Below are 17078 nucleotides of genomic sequence, written 5' to 3'. Positions count from 1 at the left end.
CCATGGCCAAGGCTCTGATCATCGTGGACGTGCAGAACGACTTCTGCGAGGGCGGCTCACTAGCCGTGGCGGGCGGCGCCGGCGTGGCCACGGCGATCTCCGAACACGTCACCGCGCACCGCGGCGACTACGCGCACATAGTCGCGACGCGCGACTTCCACCTGGACCCCGGCGGCCACTTCTCCGAGACCCCCGACTACGTCGACACCTGGCCGCCGCACTGCGTCATCGGCACCCCGGGCGCCGACTTCCACCCCAACCTGACGCTCGCCCCCATCGAGGCCGTCTTCAGCAAGGGCCGCGAAACCGCCGCCTACAGCGGCTTCGAGGGCACCACCGACAACGAGACACCCCTAGCCGACTGGCTGGCAGCCCGCCACATAGACGAAGTAGACATCGTCGGCATAGCCACAGACCACTGCGTCCGAGCAACAGCGATAGACGCCGTCCACGCGGGCCTGAACACCACGGTCCTCCTCCCCCTGACCGCCGCCGTAGCCAGGCCCACCGCCGACAGAGCCCTGGACGAACTAAGGGACAAGGGCGTCACCCTGACCGGCACCCCCGTAGTGAGCCCCTGACAATGCCTCCCAAGATCATCCTGGTAGCAGGCGTCTCCGGCAGCGGCAAAACAACGGTAGGCACCCTCCTGGCCCAGCGCCTCAACTGGGACTACGCGGAAGCCGACACGTTCCACTCCCCCGCCAACATCGCCAAAATGAGCGAGGGCCACCCCCTAACCGACGAAGACCGCCTCCCCTGGCTGAAGTCAATAGCCGCCTGGATAGACGACCACCTGAAAACAAACCGCCCAGGCGTAGTAACCTGCTCAGCCCTAAAACGCTCCTACCGAGAACTCCTGACCCACGGCCGCCCCGAAGTCCAAATAGTCCTCCTAACCGGCGACCGAGAAACCCTGGAATCCCGCCTGAAATCCCGCACAGGCCACTTCTTCAACCCAAAGCTCCTGGACACCCAACTAGAAACCCTAGAACCCCCCGCCCCCACCGAAAACATCCTAACCCTCCCCATAACCGCAACCCCCGAAGAAACAGCAACCCAAATAATCAACCAAACCACCACCAAACCCCACTCGTAAAATACCGCCTCACATGCGCAAACGACCTAGGGCGTTCTTATGGCTCTTGGACGAGTCTTTCGATGAACTCATGAAATGAGTTGGCCACCGGACGGGGGACGCGATCCTCATCCACATAGGCAACCGCCGGCTCTCCCAGCGGCCCGCAACCTGAATAATCCAGCATCACAGCATCATGACCAGCGGACGGCGTCATGAAAACAACCACGCCGATATCCGGGTAGCCCCACTCCCTGATCAAACACGCGCTCCCCATGCCGGATGGCGAATCAATACCCCACTCACCGCCAATGCCCAGCAAGACATCGACGGCAAAGTGGTCCGGAGCCCAAGAGGTGGGGAACCCCGTAGGGTAAGAGCGGTTTTTGAGCACCCCGCCGTTCCGCTCGAACAACACCTCAACATAACGCCGAGGCAGCCGATACCCGAGGCGCTTCTCCGCTCGCCCGACCAAGGCGGGCCCTAACTCCGGGCCGGTGTAGAGGTCGATCTCCTCAAACAAAGAGCCAACCAGCATGACCACCCCTCACAGGCGCAGCTTGTGCCCGAAGCCAACCTGAGCCCGGTCGTCAAAGTTGCTGAAATCTATCGTAGAGCACCTCCGGCGCGACCCCCAAGATCAAGCTCTCCACCCCACTCATTCCGGCCCCGAATCGCGCCAGCCAATCAGCCACGAGGTAGATTTCTCCCGCGCCGTCGAGACCGAGGAAGTACCTCCCTTGATCCAGCTCGCCGATCGGGAAAAGCGAGGCTCCGATCAACTCGCCCCACTCGCGAAATCTATCCTCCTCGCCGAGCCCGAGTAGTGGATCAAGTTCGAAGGGTTCCCGCGCTCGCGAGATCCCAGGACCGCCGTACTCGAAAGTCAGGCCGCCGAACTCGGCAAGAAACTTCTCAGCCGCCTCATGCATGACGAACCCGTCTTCTTCCAATCGGGCACGCCAACCCGACACATCAACGCACCGACCAGGCGTCCATCCCGCCCGCAGAAGAATCTCCGCCGCCTCCACTAGCCGAGACATTTCAGACGAAGCAACTGCAAGGCAGTGTCATCGTCCGGCTCAACTTCTTCACGCGCCGCCTCCACAAGAACTCTCCCCTCGAGCAATGAAATCGTCAACGAATCACGGCGAGTAACCTTAGAACCCGGGAGAACCGGATCGAAAAGTACTACCGCCCCATCCACTTCTCACTCCGTTACCAGGTCCCATAGGACGCCTGAGACATCAAAGTTCTCCAAGGAGCTTATATCGAAGTCGACTCCTGCGAGCAGACGAACGAGTATCCCAAGTGGATCGAAGTAGGTGGTCGCAGCGGGCTCTTCCGCCAGAACGAGAGCCTCGGCGGCGCCGACTCCGATCACGCCAGCATGGCCGTCAACACCGCAGGCGCGACCATAGTCGCCCCATTCCTCAATTTTATCCGTCTCTGAGTATCTAGACCCTTCCCAAAGCAGAAGTGCCGACTCGGGAACGAGGATCAGTGGCCCTCCCTGCGTTTCTACCCACATAGGGCCTCCTGGGCTTCGGCCGCATCAAGGCTGCCGGTAGTGATTGCAGAGCGTTTCCGGCATTATTTCTAGGTGTTCTCGTGAAGGCCGCTGGGACTGCTGAGCTCTTACAGCTTCACTCGCAATGACTCGACGAAGGCATTGGGCCGCCCCTCGTAGGTATCGACGATTCTTGAGACAATATGTTCGGTAGCCCATATCGCCTCAGGCTCTAGGCCGGCACACTCACTCGGAGTTGCCGAAACCCTCCGCCTGATTGGTTCGATTATCTTACAGTCATACTTCTTGACGGGGCTCTGCCAAAAGAATCGAGGTATTGCTGGAATGGAATCTTCAGCCAGTTTCCGAATCGGCCTCCCCCAACCCCCCGACACATAAGCCGATCTCTCCACGAGAATCGTGAACATTGGATCATCAACGGGAGCACCCCCGTCGTCAAATGATGTGTCCTTTGCATAAAACGCAATGTACGGAAACTCGGACAACATCAAAGCAAAGGCGTGATCACGGCCCTGAACTGGAACTTTGAACAGGGATCCTGGAACGAACTTGATTCGCATAATCACGCCGCTGCTTCTCGCCACGTCACGAGGCATCACCTGGTTTACATCCAGCCCTATAGCCGTCTCGCGGCTTCCGGGTAGGTGGAGCTATCGGCGTTGGTATCGGTTCCTTCCACCGACTTGTTCAGCATGGCCGGACCGGATTGTTGGCCGTCCTGTGTCAGGGGCGGCGTTTGGTGGCCCATTCTCGGATTTTGGTGATGCGTTTGCGGATGTCCTCGGCGCTGGCCTGGGCTATGGCGGGGCCGCCGCAGGAGCGGCGTAGTTCGCTGTGGATCACGCCGTGGGGCTGGCCGGTGCGGTGGTTCCAGGCGCCGACGAGGCCGTTCAGTTCGCGGCGGAGGGTGGCGAGGTCTTCGGCGGTGGTGCGGTCGGCGCGGGGGTCGCCGGTCTTCTTCCTGCGTTCGCCCGCTATCTGCTCGGCCTGGCGTTTGCGGAGGAGGGCGGTCACCTGTTCGGGTTCGAGGAGGCCGGGGATGCCCAGGTACTCCTCTTCCTCGGCGGAGCCGGGTTGGGCGTGCATGCCGAACTCGCCGCCGTCGTACAGGACGCGGTCGAAGGTCGCGGACGCCTCGACGGTCTCGAAGGCCAGTTCCTCGCCGACGTCGGGGGTGTCCTGCTTGCGGTTGGCCTCGGCGATCAGGTCGTCGTCCAGGCCGTCCTCGCGGACGGGGCGGTCGAGGACGTGGTCGCGCTCGGTCTCCATCTCGGACGCGTGGCCCATGAGGGTGGGCACCGAGGGCAGGAAGACCGAGGCTGTCTCGCCGCGTTTGCGGGCGCGGACGAAGCGTCCGATGGCCTGGGCGAAGAACAGGGGCGTGCTGGTGGACGTGGCGTACACGCCGACCGCGAGGCGCGGGATGTCGACGCCCTCGGACACCATGCGGACCGCGACCATCCAGCGGTCGTCGGTCTCGCCGAACTGTTTGATCTTCTTGGACGCGGTCGGGTCGTCCGAGAGGACGATCGTCGCGCCCTGGCCGGTGACGGCGCGGAGCATCTTGGCGTAGGCGCGGGCCGCCTCGTGGTCGGAGGCGATGACCAGGCCGCCCGCGTCGGGGATGGCGCGGCGCAGTTCGGTGAGGCGGCGGTCGGCGGCGGCGAGCACCTGCTTGATCCAGTCGCCCTTCGGGTCGAGCGCGGCGCGCCAGGCCTGGGACGTCTGGTCCTGGGTGAGCGGCTCGCCGAGGGTCGCGGTGATCTCGTCGCCGGCGCGGGTGCGCCAGCGCATCTCGCCCGCGTACGCCAGGAAGATCACCGGGCGGACGACGCCGTCGGCGAGGGCGGGGCCGTAGCCGTAGGTGTAGTCGGCCCGGCTGCGGCGGATGCCGTCGGGGCCCTCCTCGTACTGGACGAACGGGATCGGGTTGATGTCGGTGCGGAACGGCGTGCCCGAGAGCGCGAGGCGGCGCGTCGCGGGTTCGAACGCCTCGCGGACGGCGTCGCCCCAGGACAGGCCGTCGCCCGCGTGGTGCACCTCGTCGAAGATGACCAGCGACTTGCGCGACTCGGTGCGGTTGCGGTGCAGCGCAGGACGCGCCGCGACGGTCGCGTAGGTGACGGCGACGCCGTGGAAGTCCTTGCCGACGGGGCCGTCGCCGTTCTGGTACTCCGGATTGATCTTGATGCCGACGCGGGCGGCGGACTCGGCCCACTGCCGCTTGAGGTGCTCGGTCGGGCAGACGATCGTGATCGCGCCGATCGCGCGGCGCTCCATCAGCTCGCGCGCGAGGCGCAGCGCGAACGTCGTCTTCCCGGCGCCGGGCGTCGCGACGGTGAGGAAGTCGCGCGGGCCCGGCTCCTGGCCGCTCTCCCCGAAGTAGGCCTCCAGCGCCTGCTGCTGCCAGGCGCGCAGGGACGACGCGGTCCCCCAGGCGGCCCGCTCGGGGAATGCGGGGGGCATGCTCGATGCGGCGAAGGTGCTCACGGTCATTGAAGGCTACCGAGCCCCACCGACAGATCGCGCCGTCCCGGCGGGTTCTGTGCCGAGATCCACAGCCGACGAGCATTTCCGGGGGGCGTGGAAGGTCGTCCTCCCGCACGAGACATGGAGCGGTGGGACGGGGACCGGTAGGCCGCCCACGCTGCGCGGATGCGGCGGCCCTGGCCCGGGGTGAACTCGCGCATACAGGCGTCCAGCGCGTAGTCCATGAAGTTGTGGACGGGATCGCCGCCGCGTTGCGGACACGAGTCCCGGCCGCCCGGACAGCCCGTCGCGGGCTCCGCCTCGTACGGGGTGTCGGCCACGCCGTCGCCGGGCGGCTCGCAGCCGTTCTCGAACGTGTGCAGCAGGCCGAGCCAGTGCCCGATCTCGTGGACGGCCGTGTAGCCGCGGTCGAATCCGCGGTTGGAGCCGCCCGGCAGGCTGCGGTAGTCGATGACGACGCCGTCCTTGCGGGGCTCGCCCCGGTACCACTGGGGGAAGGTGGAGAAGCCGAGCATCTCCGTCCCCACGGCTGCGGTGAAGATGTTCAGCGTGCCGGGGCCGCCCTTGCGCAGGCGCCGTTTCATCTCGCTCTCGTGACGCTGCGGGTGCCAGAACCACGATTCGCTGTCGGTGACGTCGTATCCGGCCAGGCGGAAACGGACCCTCGTGTCGGCGCCGCCCCGCCCGCCCCCGTACGCGGCGTTGAGGGTGGAGATCTGCCGCCGGACGGTGGACGGCGGCACCCTCCCCTGCCGCCCGTCGGTGATCGAGTGGAAGCGGACGGGGACGACGACGCCGCGGCTCGTCCGGAGCGTCGAGTCGATCCGTTCCTCGTCGTCGGTGCCGAACTTCTGCCGGAGGGTCCGGCGGAGGTCGGCGAGCAGGGCGTCCACCTGGCGGGGATCGAGGTCGTCCCCGTCGCGTCTCGTCCCGGTGTGTCTGGCCGTACCGGGGTGGTTGGAGGTTGCGCAAGGAGCCTTGTTCTGGTGCAGGTCGTTACTTTTCGCGCTTGACGTGGTACATAGTGTGACCATCAGTGCGCATAGCGAAGCCACGGCAAACCGCCGCATCCATTCCCCCCGTACGGTCGTCCGGCGATCCCTCGGTGAAACGCGATGATCCCGCGGTCGGCTCGCCACCCGCCGACCGCGGGATCAACCGGGCATGTCGCCGCTCGTCAGCGGCCGTCCATACCGGTCGTGCTCAGTGCCCGTTCAGTGTGCCCGTTCAGTCGTCGCCCTGCTTGCCCGGCTGCATGGACTCGTAGATCTCCTTGCACTCCGGGCAGACCGGGTACTTCTTCGGGTCCCGGTTGGGCACCCAGACCTTGCCGCACAGCGCGATCACCGGCGTGCCGGCCACCGCACTCTCGGTGATCTTGGCCTTCTTCACGTAGTGGGCGAACCGCTCATGGTCGCCGTCACCATGCGAGAGATCTGGCTTGACATCGCTCTGGGTGTCACTGTCGGGAAGGATCTTCGTACTCACGGAAATCACCTTAGTTCAGCGTCGGGTCCTCAGGAAAAGTGGAGACGAAGGCCAGGTCGCCGTCCTGGCGCCGCAGCACCTCCTGCCACAGCCGGTCGGGGTCGGCCGCGAAGACGTCCCCCGCCTCGGCCTGCACCAGGTACCACGCCCCGTCCTCGATCTCCGAGCGGAGCTGGCCGGCCGACCAGCCCGCGTAGCCGGCGAACACCCGGAACTGGAGCAGTTCGGGCGCCAGCAGCGCGGGCGGCGCGTCCAGGTCGACGAGCCCGACCCTGGCCACCTCCGTGCCGCCGTCGAGCGCCCGCCAGCCGAGCGGCTCGTCCTCGCCGGGGAGGCGGGCCAGCGCGAGCGCGTTGTCGAGCGCCACCGGGCCGCCCTGGAACACCACGGACGGACCCGTGACGAGTTCGGCCCAGGGAGGCAGGACCCGGTCGACCGGAACCTCCGTCGGCCGGTTGAGGACAACCCCCAGTGTGCCCCCCTCCAGGTCGTGCTCGACCACCAGGACGACACTGCGCCTGAAGTTGGGATCCTCGAGTTGGGGGGTAGCCACCAGCAGGAGGCCCACCCTGATGCCGTCTTCCATGGTCCCCATCATGCGTTGCCCGGACCCCCGGCGGCACGTCCCCGCACTCGTTAGCCTGTTACGCATTCCTATCGATGGGGATATCGGCACGGCAAGGACCTACGTCCCAGAATGATCTAGGATCATCGGCCACCCGTGCGGTCCTTCGGCCCCCCGGGCTGGAGAGGCCCGTGCGGGCCGGGGAGGAACGCGATGCAGTTGCCCAGGGTCGTCATCGCCGGCGTGTTCTTGGTCATCGCGGCGCTGATCGCCGTCCCCGCGGTGTGGAAGGCCACGTCGTCGGACTCCCGCGCGGCCACCTCGGAGACGCCGTCTCCCAGCCCGTCCGGCGACGGCGCCTCGCCCGCGCCCTCCTCTTCGAACGTGCCGTCCACCCCGCCGGGGCAGCCGCTCACGGCGTCCATCGGGGGCGTGTCCTGCCCGTCCCGCGAGGTGCGGGTCACCATCCGCAACACCGGCAGCCAGCGCGAGGACTACGGCGTCGAGCGCAACGACGACAGCGGCCCGGTGGCCGGGAAGATCGCCGCCCGGACGACCAAGACCGTCACCATCCGGCTCCGCGAGGACCGCCGCACCCGCGTCCAGGTCAGCTGGGCGAACAAGCCGGTCGAGACGCGGACGCTCCGCGCCAACTGCAAGAAGGCGGGCGGCGGCGGCGCGCCGCCCGAGACCCCGCCGAGCCGGCTGCCGCACACCGGCCCCGACAACGGCGTCCTGTGGGCGCGCGCCGCGACGGGCGGCGCGATCGTGCTCACCGGCCTGATCATCTTCTGGTACGGCGGGATCTGGCCCCGCCGCCGCGAGCGGATCTTCGCCAAGAAGACCGACTGACGGGCCGACCGGCTGACCGACCGAGCGGCTGACCGACCGGCCAGCCGCCGTCGGGCCGGGCGCGGAGCCTGGGGCACCGACGTGGCCTCAGCGGGCACGCGGGCGCGTAGCTGAGCGGTGGGGCCGAAGCCGGAGGCGAGGCCCCACCGCGAAGATCGCGAAGCGATTGCGCACTCGCACAAGATCGGTCAGCGGGCGAGCACGCTGGGCCGAGATTGCAATGAGCACAGCCGCCAGGCGAGTGCCTTGGGCCGGGACTTAAATCACTACAGGTCAGACTTCGGTGCGGGGGCGGCCGCCGGCGGCTTCGCGGACGGCGCCGGCGACGCGGCCCGCGACGTCCGGGTGGAAGACGCTCGGCACGATGTAGTTCGGGCCCAGCTCGCCCGGCGTGACGACCTCGGCGAGCGCCTGGGCCGCGGCGGCGAGCATGGCCTGGGTGACGCCGTCGGCCTGGGCGTCCAGCAGGCCGCGGAAGACGCCGGGGAAGGCCAGCACGTTGTTGATCTGGTTCGGGTAGTCGCTGCGGCCGGTGGCGACGACGGCGGCGTGCTCGCGCGCCTCGTCCGGGGAGACCTCGGGCTCGGGGTTGGCGAGCGCGAACACGATCGCGTCGTCGTTCATCGTCGCGATGTCGTCGCCGGTGAGGATGCCGGGCGCGGAGACGCCCACGAACACGTCGGCGTCCTTCACCGCGCCGCGTAGGTCGCCCGCGTAGCCGGCCTCGTTGGTGTGCTCGGCGATCCAGCGGAGCGAGTCGTCGAGGTCGTCGCGGCCCTGGTGGACCGCGCCCCGGTAGTCGCAGACGACGAGGTTGCGCGCGCCCGCGTGGATCAGCAGCTTCAGGATCGCGCTGCCCGCCGCGCCCGCGCCCGCCATCGTGATCCGCACGTCCGCGATGTCCTTGCCGACGACGCGCAGCGCGTTGGTCAGCGCGGCCAGGACGCAGATCGCGGTGCCGTGCTGGTCGTCGTGGAAGACGGGGATGTCGAGCAGTTCGCGCAGCCGGGCCTCGACCTCGAAGCAGCGCGGGGCGGAGATGTCCTCCAGGTTGATGCCGCCGAACGCGGGCGCGAGGATCTGGACGGTGCGGACGATCTCGTCGGTGTCCTGGGTGTCGAGGCAGATCGGCCACGCGTCGATCCCGGCGAACCGCTTGAACAGCGCCGCCTTGCCCTCCATCACCGGCAGCGCCGCCTCCGGGCCGATGTTGCCGAGGCCGAGCACCGCCGACCCGTCGGTCACCACCGCGACGCTGTTGCGCTTGATCGTCAGGCGCCGGACGTCCTCGGGGTTGCGGGCGATCGCCAGCGATACCCGAGCGACGCCGGGGGTGTAGGCCATCGACAGCTCGTCGCGGGTGCGCAGCGGCACCTTGGACTGCATCTCGATCTTGCCGCCGAGGTGCATCAGGAACGTGCGGTCGCTGACCTTGTGGATCTTGATGTCGGCCATCTGCTCCAGCGCCGACGCGATCGCCTCGGCGTGCTGGGTGTCGCGGGTGGCGATCGTGACGTCGATGCGCAGCGTCTCGTGGCCCGCGGTGTTGACGTCGAGGGCCGTCACGATGCCGCCCGCGTTCTCGACCACGTGGGTGATCTGGCTGACGGCCCGTCCACCGGCCGGAACCTCCAGCCGGACGGTGATGGAGTACGACACGCTCGGCACGCTCGCCACGACAACCTGCTCCCTTGCTACCGGGTACGTCCCTGTCCCGGCCGTATCGTCCCACGAGGGGACGGCGTTCCGGGGGCCGCGGCCCGGCCTCTCGCGCGGCTCAGCACGCCCGTGCGGCGTCGACGATCAGGGCGGCCGCGGCGGGAACGGGCAGCCTCGTCGTGTCGATCACGAGGTGGTAGAGCCGCGGGTCGGCGGGGTCGGCCCCGTAGAAGTGCTTCACGTAGGCCGTGCGGGCGCGGTCGTTGTCATCGAGCATACGCTCCACATCGCGCTCCGGTGCCCCGCTCCCGCCACCCGGCATCTCGGACGCGGCGAGCAGCACCCGGCGCTCCCGGGGCCCGTCCAGCCGGACGTGCAGCGCGTCCGGACGGTCCGCGAGCACCACCGCCGCCGCGCGGCCGAGCAGCACGCCGCCGGAGTCGGCGGCCCGGGTGATGATCCGCTCGGTGTGCTCGACGAACTCCTCGGCCGGGACGATCGTCCGGTCGGGGAGGTAGACCTCCATCGCGCCCATCGCCACGGTGGGCAGCCGCGCCGCCCCGGCGAGGATGCGCCCGATGCCGCGTTCGGCGCGCCCGTCGTGGGCGAGCGCCTCCTCCAGCGTGCACCCGATCTCGCCCGCGACGATCTCGGGGATCGCGCGGTCGAGGAAGGGCAGGCCGAGGGCGTCGGCCACCATCGGGCCGACGGTGGCGCCGCCCGCGCCGAAGGTGGCCGAGATCGTCACTACTCGTGCGTTCACGTACGTCCCATGCCCGTTCCGCCCCCGAGCACCCCGAGCACCCCGAACCCGGAGGTCAGAACAGGGCCGCCTGGAGCGAGCGGCGCGCCTTGGCGACCCGCGGGTCGTCGGAGGGCAGCAGGTCGAACAGCGACAGCAGGTGCTTGCGCGCCGCGTCGCGGTCGTCGCCCGCGCTGCCCCGGACGGCGTTGAGCAGCCGCGTGAAGGCGTCCTCGACCCGGCCGGACATGATCTCCACGTCCGAGGCGTTGATCTGGGCCTGGACGTCGCCCGGCTTCTCCCCCGCCTCCTGGACGGCGCGCTCGGGGTCGAGCGAGCGGACCCGCAGGCTCAGCTCCGCCAGCCCGAGGCCCTGCTTGGCCTGGACGTCGCGCGGGTTGGCGGCGAGGATCCGCTGGAACTCGGCCTTGGCCGCGTCCAGGTCGCCGCGGGTGAGCGCGTCCTCGGCCGCCGCGTAGGGCGAGTCGGCCGGGGCGTCCTGCGCGGCGCCCGGGGCGGCCTGCTCGCCCTCCGGCGCGTCCGGGAGGATTCCCTCCTTGCGCAGCGCCTCGAAGAGCTGGTCGATGGCCTCGCGCACCTGCGCCTCGGGGGCCGCGCCGTTCAGGAACGGCAGCAGCTGCCCGCCGACGACGGCGGCGACGAACGGGATGCCCCGCACGCCCATCTGCTGCATGTACGCGCCGAGCTGCGGGTTGGCGTCGATGTCGACCTTGGCCAGCACCCACCGGCCCGCGGCCTCGGTGGCGAGCTTTTCCAGGATCGGGCCGAGCTGCTTGCACGGCCCGCACCACTCCGCCCAGAAGTCCACGAGGACGGGGACGGACTGCGACCGCTCCACGACCTCGGTGTTGAAGGTCTCGTCGGTGACGTCCACGACGTACTGGCCGGCCGCGCCCCCCGCGGCGCCCGCGGCCGCGCCGCCGCCCTGCGCCTGGCGTTCCTGCTGCTTCCTGGTGGCGGCCTGGCGGGCCCCCAGGTCGATGGCCCCGTGCAACGAAAAGTCCCGAGAAGGCATGGGACCATCCTGCCCCATGACCGCCCCCGCCTGTACGTCCGTCCGCTCCCAGCGGAGCGCGCCGTGCCCTCCGGGGCGCCCGGGGCCCTTGATCGACGCCCGGCTCGCCTGATCCATCCGCCGTCGTGGCCATTGTCCGGGCATTTACGAATTCTTCCGTCCGCCGGGCAAGGCAAAGAATTCAGGCGCTCTGCCGTAAAGGCAAAAAGATTGCTGACAGCCATCACCAAGCCCGGTTATAGTCACGACGTCGATGCATCGCGGCACGGCAAACGGGGCCCCGGCGCCCGGGACGGTCACCAGCGTCCCGTCCGCCGCGGCGGGCACCGCGCGGCGAGGGGAGCGCCGGTGCGCCAGGTCCGTCCGCCGCGACCGCACGACGATCAACGGGGGGAAACAAGTGATCGCGGAGCATTCCGCGATCGTGGCCCGAGGAATGGGTGTCCGCCGCGGGGGGCGGTGGCTCCTGCGCCCGGTGTCCTTCGGCGTGCCCGAAGGCGTGGTCGGCGTTGCCGGTCCACCCGGTGTCGGCAAATCCACTCTGCTGGCCACGTTCGCGACCTTGCGCCGGCCGCACACCGGCGCGCTGCACATTCTCGGGCACGACACCGCGCACGCCGCCGGCCTGCGCGCCGCGCGGGCCCGGATCGGCTACCTGCCCGGCGGGCTGTCGCGCAAGCAGCACATGACGGCGGGAGAGTTCGTCTCCTACGCCGCCTACTACCAGCGCGTCGGCGCCTCGGCCGCGCGCGACGTGATCGGCCGGCTCGACCTCGCCGAGGCGGCGGGCACGGAGCTGTGCCTGCTGCCGCCGGACGTCCGGCTGCGCGCGGGCGTGGCGGCGGCGTGCGTCCACTCGCCCGGCATCGTCCTGCTGGACGATCCGTTCGCCGAACTGCGCGCGCCCGGCGCCGAGCCGGGGAACGGGGCGGCCGCCGTGGCGGAGCTGATCCCGGTGCTGCGCTCGCTCGCGCCCACCGTCGTCGTCACCGCCGACGCCGCCGCGACGCTCACCGGCTGGTGCGACCTCCTGCTCGGGCTCAGCCGGGGCAGGCTCACCGCGCTCTCCACCCGCACGGCCGCCCGCACGCCCGCCCGCCCGGCCGCCCGGCCGGCCTCCCGCCCAGCCGCCCAGCCGGCCGTCCGCCCGGTCCCGCAGGCGCGGGACGCGCCGGCGCCGGCGGCGGTGGAGGAGGCCGCGCGGCGGCGCCGGCCCCGGCCCGTGCCGGCGCAGCTGACGAGGTTCCGGGCGCCGCGCGCGCCCGCCGGGAGCGGCGCCGGTGTCTGAGCTGGGGCGCGTGCTCCGGCTCGACGCCCGCCGCGCGGCGCTGCTGGTCGCGGTGCCGCTGCTCACCCTGGTCGGGATCGCCGCGTCGGTGCCGTCGTTCGTCGCGTCCGTCGCCTACTGGGACGAGTCGCTCGTCACGCTGCTCAACGCCGTGCGGCTGCTCGGCCCGGTCGCGGCCGGGCTCGCCGCGTGGACGGCGGTGCGCGAGCGCCCGCTCGACTACCTCCGGGAGCTGACCGCGCGCTCCCCGGCCACCGGCGTGCTGTTCGACCTGCTGCTGCTGTCGGCCGCCGCGCTCGTCTCCTACCTCGTGGTGACGGCGGCGGTGGTCGTCGTGGCGCTGCTGCGGCAGGAGGCGGGCCAGCCGCATCCGCTGGGCCTGGCCGTGGGCGCGGGGGCGCTCGTGCTGCACATCGTCGCCGGGTACCTGTCCGGACGGGTCGCCCCGCACCGGACCACCGCGACGGTCGTGCTCGCGGCCACGTCCCTGTGGGCCGCCCTGCGCGCGCCCGGCGTGTCCTGGCTGAGCCTGCTGCCCCCGGCGGCGTTCCCGCACATCCCCCTGTTCACGGCGCTGCGCCCGGCGGTGCTCGCCGACCAGGCCGTCTGGACGATCGGTGTGACGGGCGCGCTCGTCCTGGCCTACGTCGTGTGCGCGACGCGGCGGGCGCTGCTCGTCCTGCCGCTCGTGCTGGTGATGGCCGCGATCGTCACCGCGACGCTGCGCCTGCACGGCAACGGCGGCGGAGCGACGTCGCCCGCGCCGGCGAAACCGGTGTGCCGCACATGGCCGCTGACCATCTGCGTGCACCCGGCGCTGCGCGGCGCGCTGCCCGCGCTGACGGCCGCCGCGACCCCGCTCGCCTCCCGGCTGGACGGGACGCCCGGGGCGTTCACGCGCGTGGAGCAGCGTCCGTCGTGGGCGCCGGTCACCGTGGCGGGCGGCGTCGCCGCCGTCCACCTCGACGAGAACCTCGGGCCCGGGTTCGAGGCGCGCGCCGTCCGGCAGATCAGGGACGGGCTGTTGGACGCTAACGCGTGCGCGGCGCCGCGGCGTCCCGTCTCCGAGGGCTACCGGAGGCTCGTCGACGCGTGGCTGATCGGTGAGGAGCCGCCCGCGATCCCGGACATGCGCGCGGCGCACCGCTTCACGTCCTGGGACGAGCGGCGCCGCCGTACCTGGCTGCGCCTGCACTTCGCGTTCTACCGCGCATGCGCACTGGGCCCGCAGGACTTCGACGGGTGGGACGTCCCGCCCAGGCTGTTCCCGAAGTTCGCCACACCGGCGGTCACGCCCCGGGCCGGGCAGCGAATGGACCTCAGCGCCCGGTAGGCCTCACGCCCGCGCGGGCGCCTCACTGGGCCTGGCCCAGAAGTGCTCCACGAGGAACGGCGCCACGGGCAGCACCCCGGCCCCCAGGGCGAGGACGGTGCGTCCGACGCTCCAGCGGAGGTTCTCGCGGACGAAGAACACCATGCCCACGTAGGCGAGGAACAGCACCCCGTGCAGCGGGCCCATGACCTGCACCCCCACCGGAGCATCCGCCATGTACTTCAGCGGCATCGCGATCAGCAGCAGCACGAGGAACGAGACCGCCTCGGCGATGGAGACGATACGGAAGGCACGAACGATGTCCACGGCCCGTCAACGCTCGGACACCGGTTCCGGTTTCGGACGGAGCGTATGGCACTCCTCACACAGAATCGGTGGGCCCGAAATTCGGTTGGGGGTGGATGACGCGTGCGTCCGGGAATGCCCCGCACATGGCCGGTTCGGAATCGCGCAACGACTCCCCCCGCAAGCCCGCGAGGACGGTGCCCTGGCGCGCCGCCCGCACACCCCTGCTCCTGGTCGTGGCGACCATCGCGGTCGTCCTGGTGGCGCAGCAGACGCTCCGGATGCTGCCCCACTGGCTGAACCCGTTCGCCGAGGAGACCAAGGACCGCAGCGGCCCCGCCCTGCTCCAGTCGATCCGCGACCTGCACCGCTACGAGGCGGCCAGCGGCGACTTCCAGGTCGTCGTGGACCTGGAGAAGGACGCCAAGTTCCTGCCCGGCGCGCTGCGCGGCAAGCGGACGCTGTTCGTCGGCAACGGCTCCGTCGACGCCTACGTGGACTTCTCCACGCTGGCCTCGGGCGCGGTCAAGGTAAACGAGGACCGGACGTCCGCCACCATCAGCCTGCCCCCGGCGCGGCTGGAGCCGACGAACCTCGACCCCAAGCGCAGCTACGTCTTCGCCACCGAACGCGGCCTGTTCAACCGCTTCGGCGACTTCTTCAGCGGCAACCCGAACGACCAGCGGCAGCTCTACGTCCTGGCGAGCCAGAAGATCCAGGCGGCGGCGACCGAGAGCACCCTGCGCCGCCGCGCGGACGCCAACACCCGGCTCATGCTGGAGAGCATGCTGCGCGCCCTCGGCTTCAAGACGGTGACGGTCCAGCAGACCGCCGCCCAATGACCCCGCGCGCCTACGGAGCGGGGACGCGGAGCACGAGCGCGTCGCCCTGGCCGCCGCCCCCGCACAGGCCCGCCGCGCCGATGCCGCCGCCGCGCCGCCTCAGCTCGTAGGCCAGGTGCAGGGCGATCCGGGCGCCGGACATGCCGACCGGGTGGCCGAGCGCGATCGCGCCGCCGTTGACGTTGACCTTCTCGGGCCCGACGCCGAGGTCGCGCATCGACTGGACGCCGACCGCGGCGAACGCCTCGTTGATCTCGATGAGGTCCAGGTCGTCGACGCTGAGCCCCTCCTTGCCGAGCGCGTGCCTGATCGCGTTGGACGGCTGCGACTGGAGCGAGTTGTCGGGGCCCGCGACGTTGCCGTGCGCGCCGATCTCGGCGAGCCAGCTCAGCCCGAGCTCCTCCGCCTTGGCCCTGGACATCACCACGACGGCGGCGGCGCCGTCGGAGATCTGCGAGGACGAGCCCGCCGTGATCGTCCCGTCCTTGCTGAACGCGGGACGCAGCCGCGCCAGCGACTCGGCGGTGGTGTCGCCGCGCACGCCCTCGTCGGTCGCGAACAGCACCGGCTCGCCGCGCCGCTGCGGGACCTCGATCGGGGCGATCTCCTCGTCGAACACGCCGTTCTTGATGGCGGCGGCGGCCCGCTGGTGGGAGCGCGCGGCGAACTCGTCCTGCTCCTCGCGGGTGATGCCGAGCCTGCCGTTGTGCCGCTCGGTCGACTCGCCCATGGCGATGCCGTCGTAGGCGTCGGTGAGCGCGTCGTGGGCCATGTGGTCGAGCATCTCGACCGAGCCGTACTTGTAGCCGCCGCGCGACTTCGGCAGCAGGTGCGGCGCCTGCGTCATCGACTCCATGCCGCCCGCGACGACGATGTCGAACTCGCCCGCCCTGATCAGCTGGTCGGCGAGCGCGATCGCGTCCAGCCCGGACAGGCAGACCTTGTTGATCGTGATCGACGGGACCGTCATCGGAATGCCCGCCTTGACCGCCGCCTGGCGGGACGGGATCTGCCCGGCGCCCGCCTGGAGCACCTGGCCGAGGATCACGTACTGCACCTGGTCGCCGGACACCCCGGCGCGCTCCAGCGCGGCCTTGATCGCGTGCGCGCCGAGGTCGGCGGCGGTGAAGTCCTTCAGCGAGCCGAGCAGGCGGCCGACGGGGGTGCGCGCGCCGGCGACGATCACGGACGTGGCGGTCATGAGGGGGCCTCCCGAATGGTGCGCTGCGGCGACGTTTGCCACCATACCCAGCAGGAGGGAACGCCCTCCCTGTCGCCCTGTCCCCGCGGTCGTTCGGGGGACCCTGTCATGAGGGAGCACCGCCAATGCTGACCCGCATCGACCACATCGGGATCGCCTGCCACGACCTCGACGCCACCGTCGAGTTCTACCGGCGGACCTACGGCTTCGACGACGTGCACGTGGAGGTCAACGAGGAGCAGGGCGTCCGGGAGGCGATGCTCAAGATCAACGAGACCGGCGACGGCGCCGCCAGCTACCTCCAGCTCATCCAGCCGATCCGGGACGACTCGCCCGTCGCGAAGTGGCTGGCGAAGAACGGCGAGGGCGTCCACCACATCGCGTTCGGCACCGACCGGACCGTCCAGGAGGAGGCCGACCAGATCGGGGACGAGGGGGTCCGCGTGCTCTACGACACGCCGCGGAAGGGCTCGATGGGTTCCTTGATCAACTTTTTGCACCCCAAGGACTGCCACGGCGTGCTGACCGAGCTCGTCCAGAAGCCCTGACGCGCCCGCGCGGACGCCCGTGGATCGTGACGTGTTCGATATCACCCCTGCGAGCACGCCGGTACGGACCGTCACTCTGTGACCGTTCAGCCACATCTGGTGCATTTTGGGGGCCTGTACCTGGGGCGCCGGGCCAGGAA

Annotated in this window: 19 protein-coding genes; 7 read left to right on the top strand and 12 right to left on the bottom strand. The window is 70.1% G+C overall.

The features are described from left to right. The first annotated feature begins 2 nt into the window (after positions 1-2). Both K2F47_RS16055 and K2F47_RS16050 read left to right on the top strand, forming a co-directional pair. Positions 3-581 (top strand): isochorismatase family protein, encoded by a 579-nt coding sequence (locus K2F47_RS16055; protein WP_242903858.1) that lies wholly within the window; start codon positions 3-5, stop codon positions 579-581. 2 nt (positions 582-583) lie between these two features. Next, positions 584-1099: a gluconokinase gene (locus K2F47_RS16050; protein WP_242903857.1), complete on the top strand. Its 516-nt coding sequence runs from the start codon at positions 584-586 to the stop codon at positions 1097-1099. A gap of 37 nt (positions 1100-1136) precedes the next feature. Here K2F47_RS16050 and K2F47_RS16045 read toward each other — a convergent pair whose 3' ends face one another. From K2F47_RS16045 to K2F47_RS16015, 7 genes are all read right to left on the bottom strand, one after another. Then, positions 1137-1616, bottom strand: a complete 480-nt coding sequence (locus K2F47_RS16045) for an SMI1/KNR4 family protein (RefSeq protein WP_242903856.1) — start codon at positions 1614-1616, stop codon at positions 1137-1139. Between the two features lie 52 nt (positions 1617-1668). Beyond that, on the bottom strand, positions 1669-2121 hold the full coding sequence (locus K2F47_RS16040; RefSeq protein ID WP_242903855.1) for an SUKH-3 domain-containing protein: 453 nt from the start codon (positions 2119-2121) through the stop codon (positions 1669-1671). A 167-nt stretch (positions 2122-2288) separates the two neighbouring features. Then, positions 2289-2609, bottom strand: coding sequence for an Imm21 family immunity protein (locus tag K2F47_RS16035; protein WP_242903854.1), 321 nt, complete (start codon positions 2607-2609; stop codon positions 2289-2291). A gap of 723 nt (positions 2610-3332) precedes the next feature. Beyond that, complete coding sequence (locus K2F47_RS16030; RefSeq protein WP_242905984.1) at positions 3333-5075, bottom strand: DEAD/DEAH box helicase; 1743 nt, start codon at positions 5073-5075, stop codon at positions 3333-3335. A 26-nt stretch (positions 5076-5101) separates the two neighbouring features. After that, positions 5102-5992, bottom strand: a complete 891-nt coding sequence (locus tag K2F47_RS16025; protein ID WP_242903853.1) for a zinc metalloprotease — start codon at positions 5990-5992, stop codon at positions 5102-5104. A gap of 334 nt (positions 5993-6326) precedes the next feature. Continuing rightward, a complete protein-coding gene (locus K2F47_RS16020; protein WP_214617220.1) occupies positions 6327-6587 on the bottom strand; it encodes a DUF3039 domain-containing protein in 261 nt (86 codons plus the stop codon). 10 nt (positions 6588-6597) lie between these two features. After that, a complete protein-coding gene (locus tag K2F47_RS16015; protein ID WP_242903852.1) occupies positions 6598-7173 on the bottom strand; it encodes a YqgE/AlgH family protein in 576 nt (191 codons plus the stop codon). Positions 7174-7365: 192 nt separating this feature from the next. Between K2F47_RS16015 and K2F47_RS16010 the strand changes: the two genes are divergently transcribed. Next, positions 7366-8004 (top strand): hypothetical protein, encoded by a 639-nt coding sequence (locus tag K2F47_RS16010; protein ID WP_242903850.1) that lies wholly within the window; start codon positions 7366-7368, stop codon positions 8002-8004. 273 nt (positions 8005-8277) lie between these two features. On the opposite strand, the gene K2F47_RS16005 is transcribed toward K2F47_RS16010, so the two are convergent. The 3 genes from K2F47_RS16005 to K2F47_RS15995 form a co-directional block, all read right to left on the bottom strand. Next, complete coding sequence (locus tag K2F47_RS16005) at positions 8278-9681, bottom strand: NAD-dependent malic enzyme (RefSeq protein ID WP_242903848.1); 1404 nt, start codon at positions 9679-9681, stop codon at positions 8278-8280. Positions 9682-9781: 100 nt separating this feature from the next. Beyond that, on the bottom strand, positions 9782-10426 hold the full coding sequence (locus tag K2F47_RS16000) for a cytidylate kinase-like family protein (protein ID WP_242903846.1): 645 nt from the start codon (positions 10424-10426) through the stop codon (positions 9782-9784). A 55-nt stretch (positions 10427-10481) separates the two neighbouring features. Beyond that, a complete protein-coding gene (locus K2F47_RS15995; protein WP_242903844.1) occupies positions 10482-11441 on the bottom strand; it encodes a tetratricopeptide repeat protein in 960 nt (319 codons plus the stop codon). Between the two features lie 436 nt (positions 11442-11877). Between K2F47_RS15995 and K2F47_RS15990 the strand changes: the two genes are divergently transcribed. Both K2F47_RS15990 and K2F47_RS15985 read left to right on the top strand, forming a co-directional pair. Then, complete coding sequence (locus K2F47_RS15990) at positions 11878-12729, top strand: ATP-binding cassette domain-containing protein (protein WP_242905982.1); 852 nt, start codon at positions 11878-11880, stop codon at positions 12727-12729. Continuing rightward, positions 12722-14062 (top strand): hypothetical protein, encoded by a 1341-nt coding sequence (locus K2F47_RS15985; RefSeq protein ID WP_242903842.1) that lies wholly within the window; start codon positions 12722-12724, stop codon positions 14060-14062. The genes K2F47_RS15990 and K2F47_RS15985 overlap by 8 nt, the downstream gene beginning before the upstream one ends. Positions 14063-14065: 3 nt before the next feature. Here K2F47_RS15985 and K2F47_RS15980 read toward each other — a convergent pair whose 3' ends face one another. After that, on the bottom strand, positions 14066-14368 hold the full coding sequence (locus K2F47_RS15980) for a DUF3817 domain-containing protein (protein WP_242903840.1): 303 nt from the start codon (positions 14366-14368) through the stop codon (positions 14066-14068). A gap of 125 nt (positions 14369-14493) precedes the next feature. Between K2F47_RS15980 and K2F47_RS15975 the strand changes: the two genes are divergently transcribed. After that, the gene (locus tag K2F47_RS15975) at positions 14494-15189 is read left to right on the top strand and encodes a DUF4230 domain-containing protein (protein WP_242903839.1); all 696 of its coding nucleotides are present in this window, start codon (positions 14494-14496) and stop codon (positions 15187-15189) included. A 10-nt stretch (positions 15190-15199) separates the two neighbouring features. On the opposite strand, the gene K2F47_RS15970 is transcribed toward K2F47_RS15975, so the two are convergent. Further along, positions 15200-16390 (bottom strand): acetyl-CoA C-acetyltransferase, encoded by a 1191-nt coding sequence (locus K2F47_RS15970; RefSeq protein ID WP_242903837.1) that lies wholly within the window; start codon positions 16388-16390, stop codon positions 15200-15202. A 125-nt stretch (positions 16391-16515) separates the two neighbouring features. Between K2F47_RS15970 and mce the strand changes: the two genes are divergently transcribed. Next, positions 16516-16938, top strand: coding sequence for a methylmalonyl-CoA epimerase (gene mce, locus K2F47_RS15965; protein ID WP_242903835.1), 423 nt, complete (start codon positions 16516-16518; stop codon positions 16936-16938). Positions 16939-17078: the final 140 nt, after the last annotated feature.

It is taken from the genome of Actinomadura terrae (assembly GCF_022751215.1).
Lineage (GTDB): Bacteria > Actinomycetota > Actinomycetes > Streptosporangiales > Streptosporangiaceae > Spirillospora > Spirillospora terrae.
This window is presented reverse-complemented; position numbering and strand designations above follow the sequence as displayed.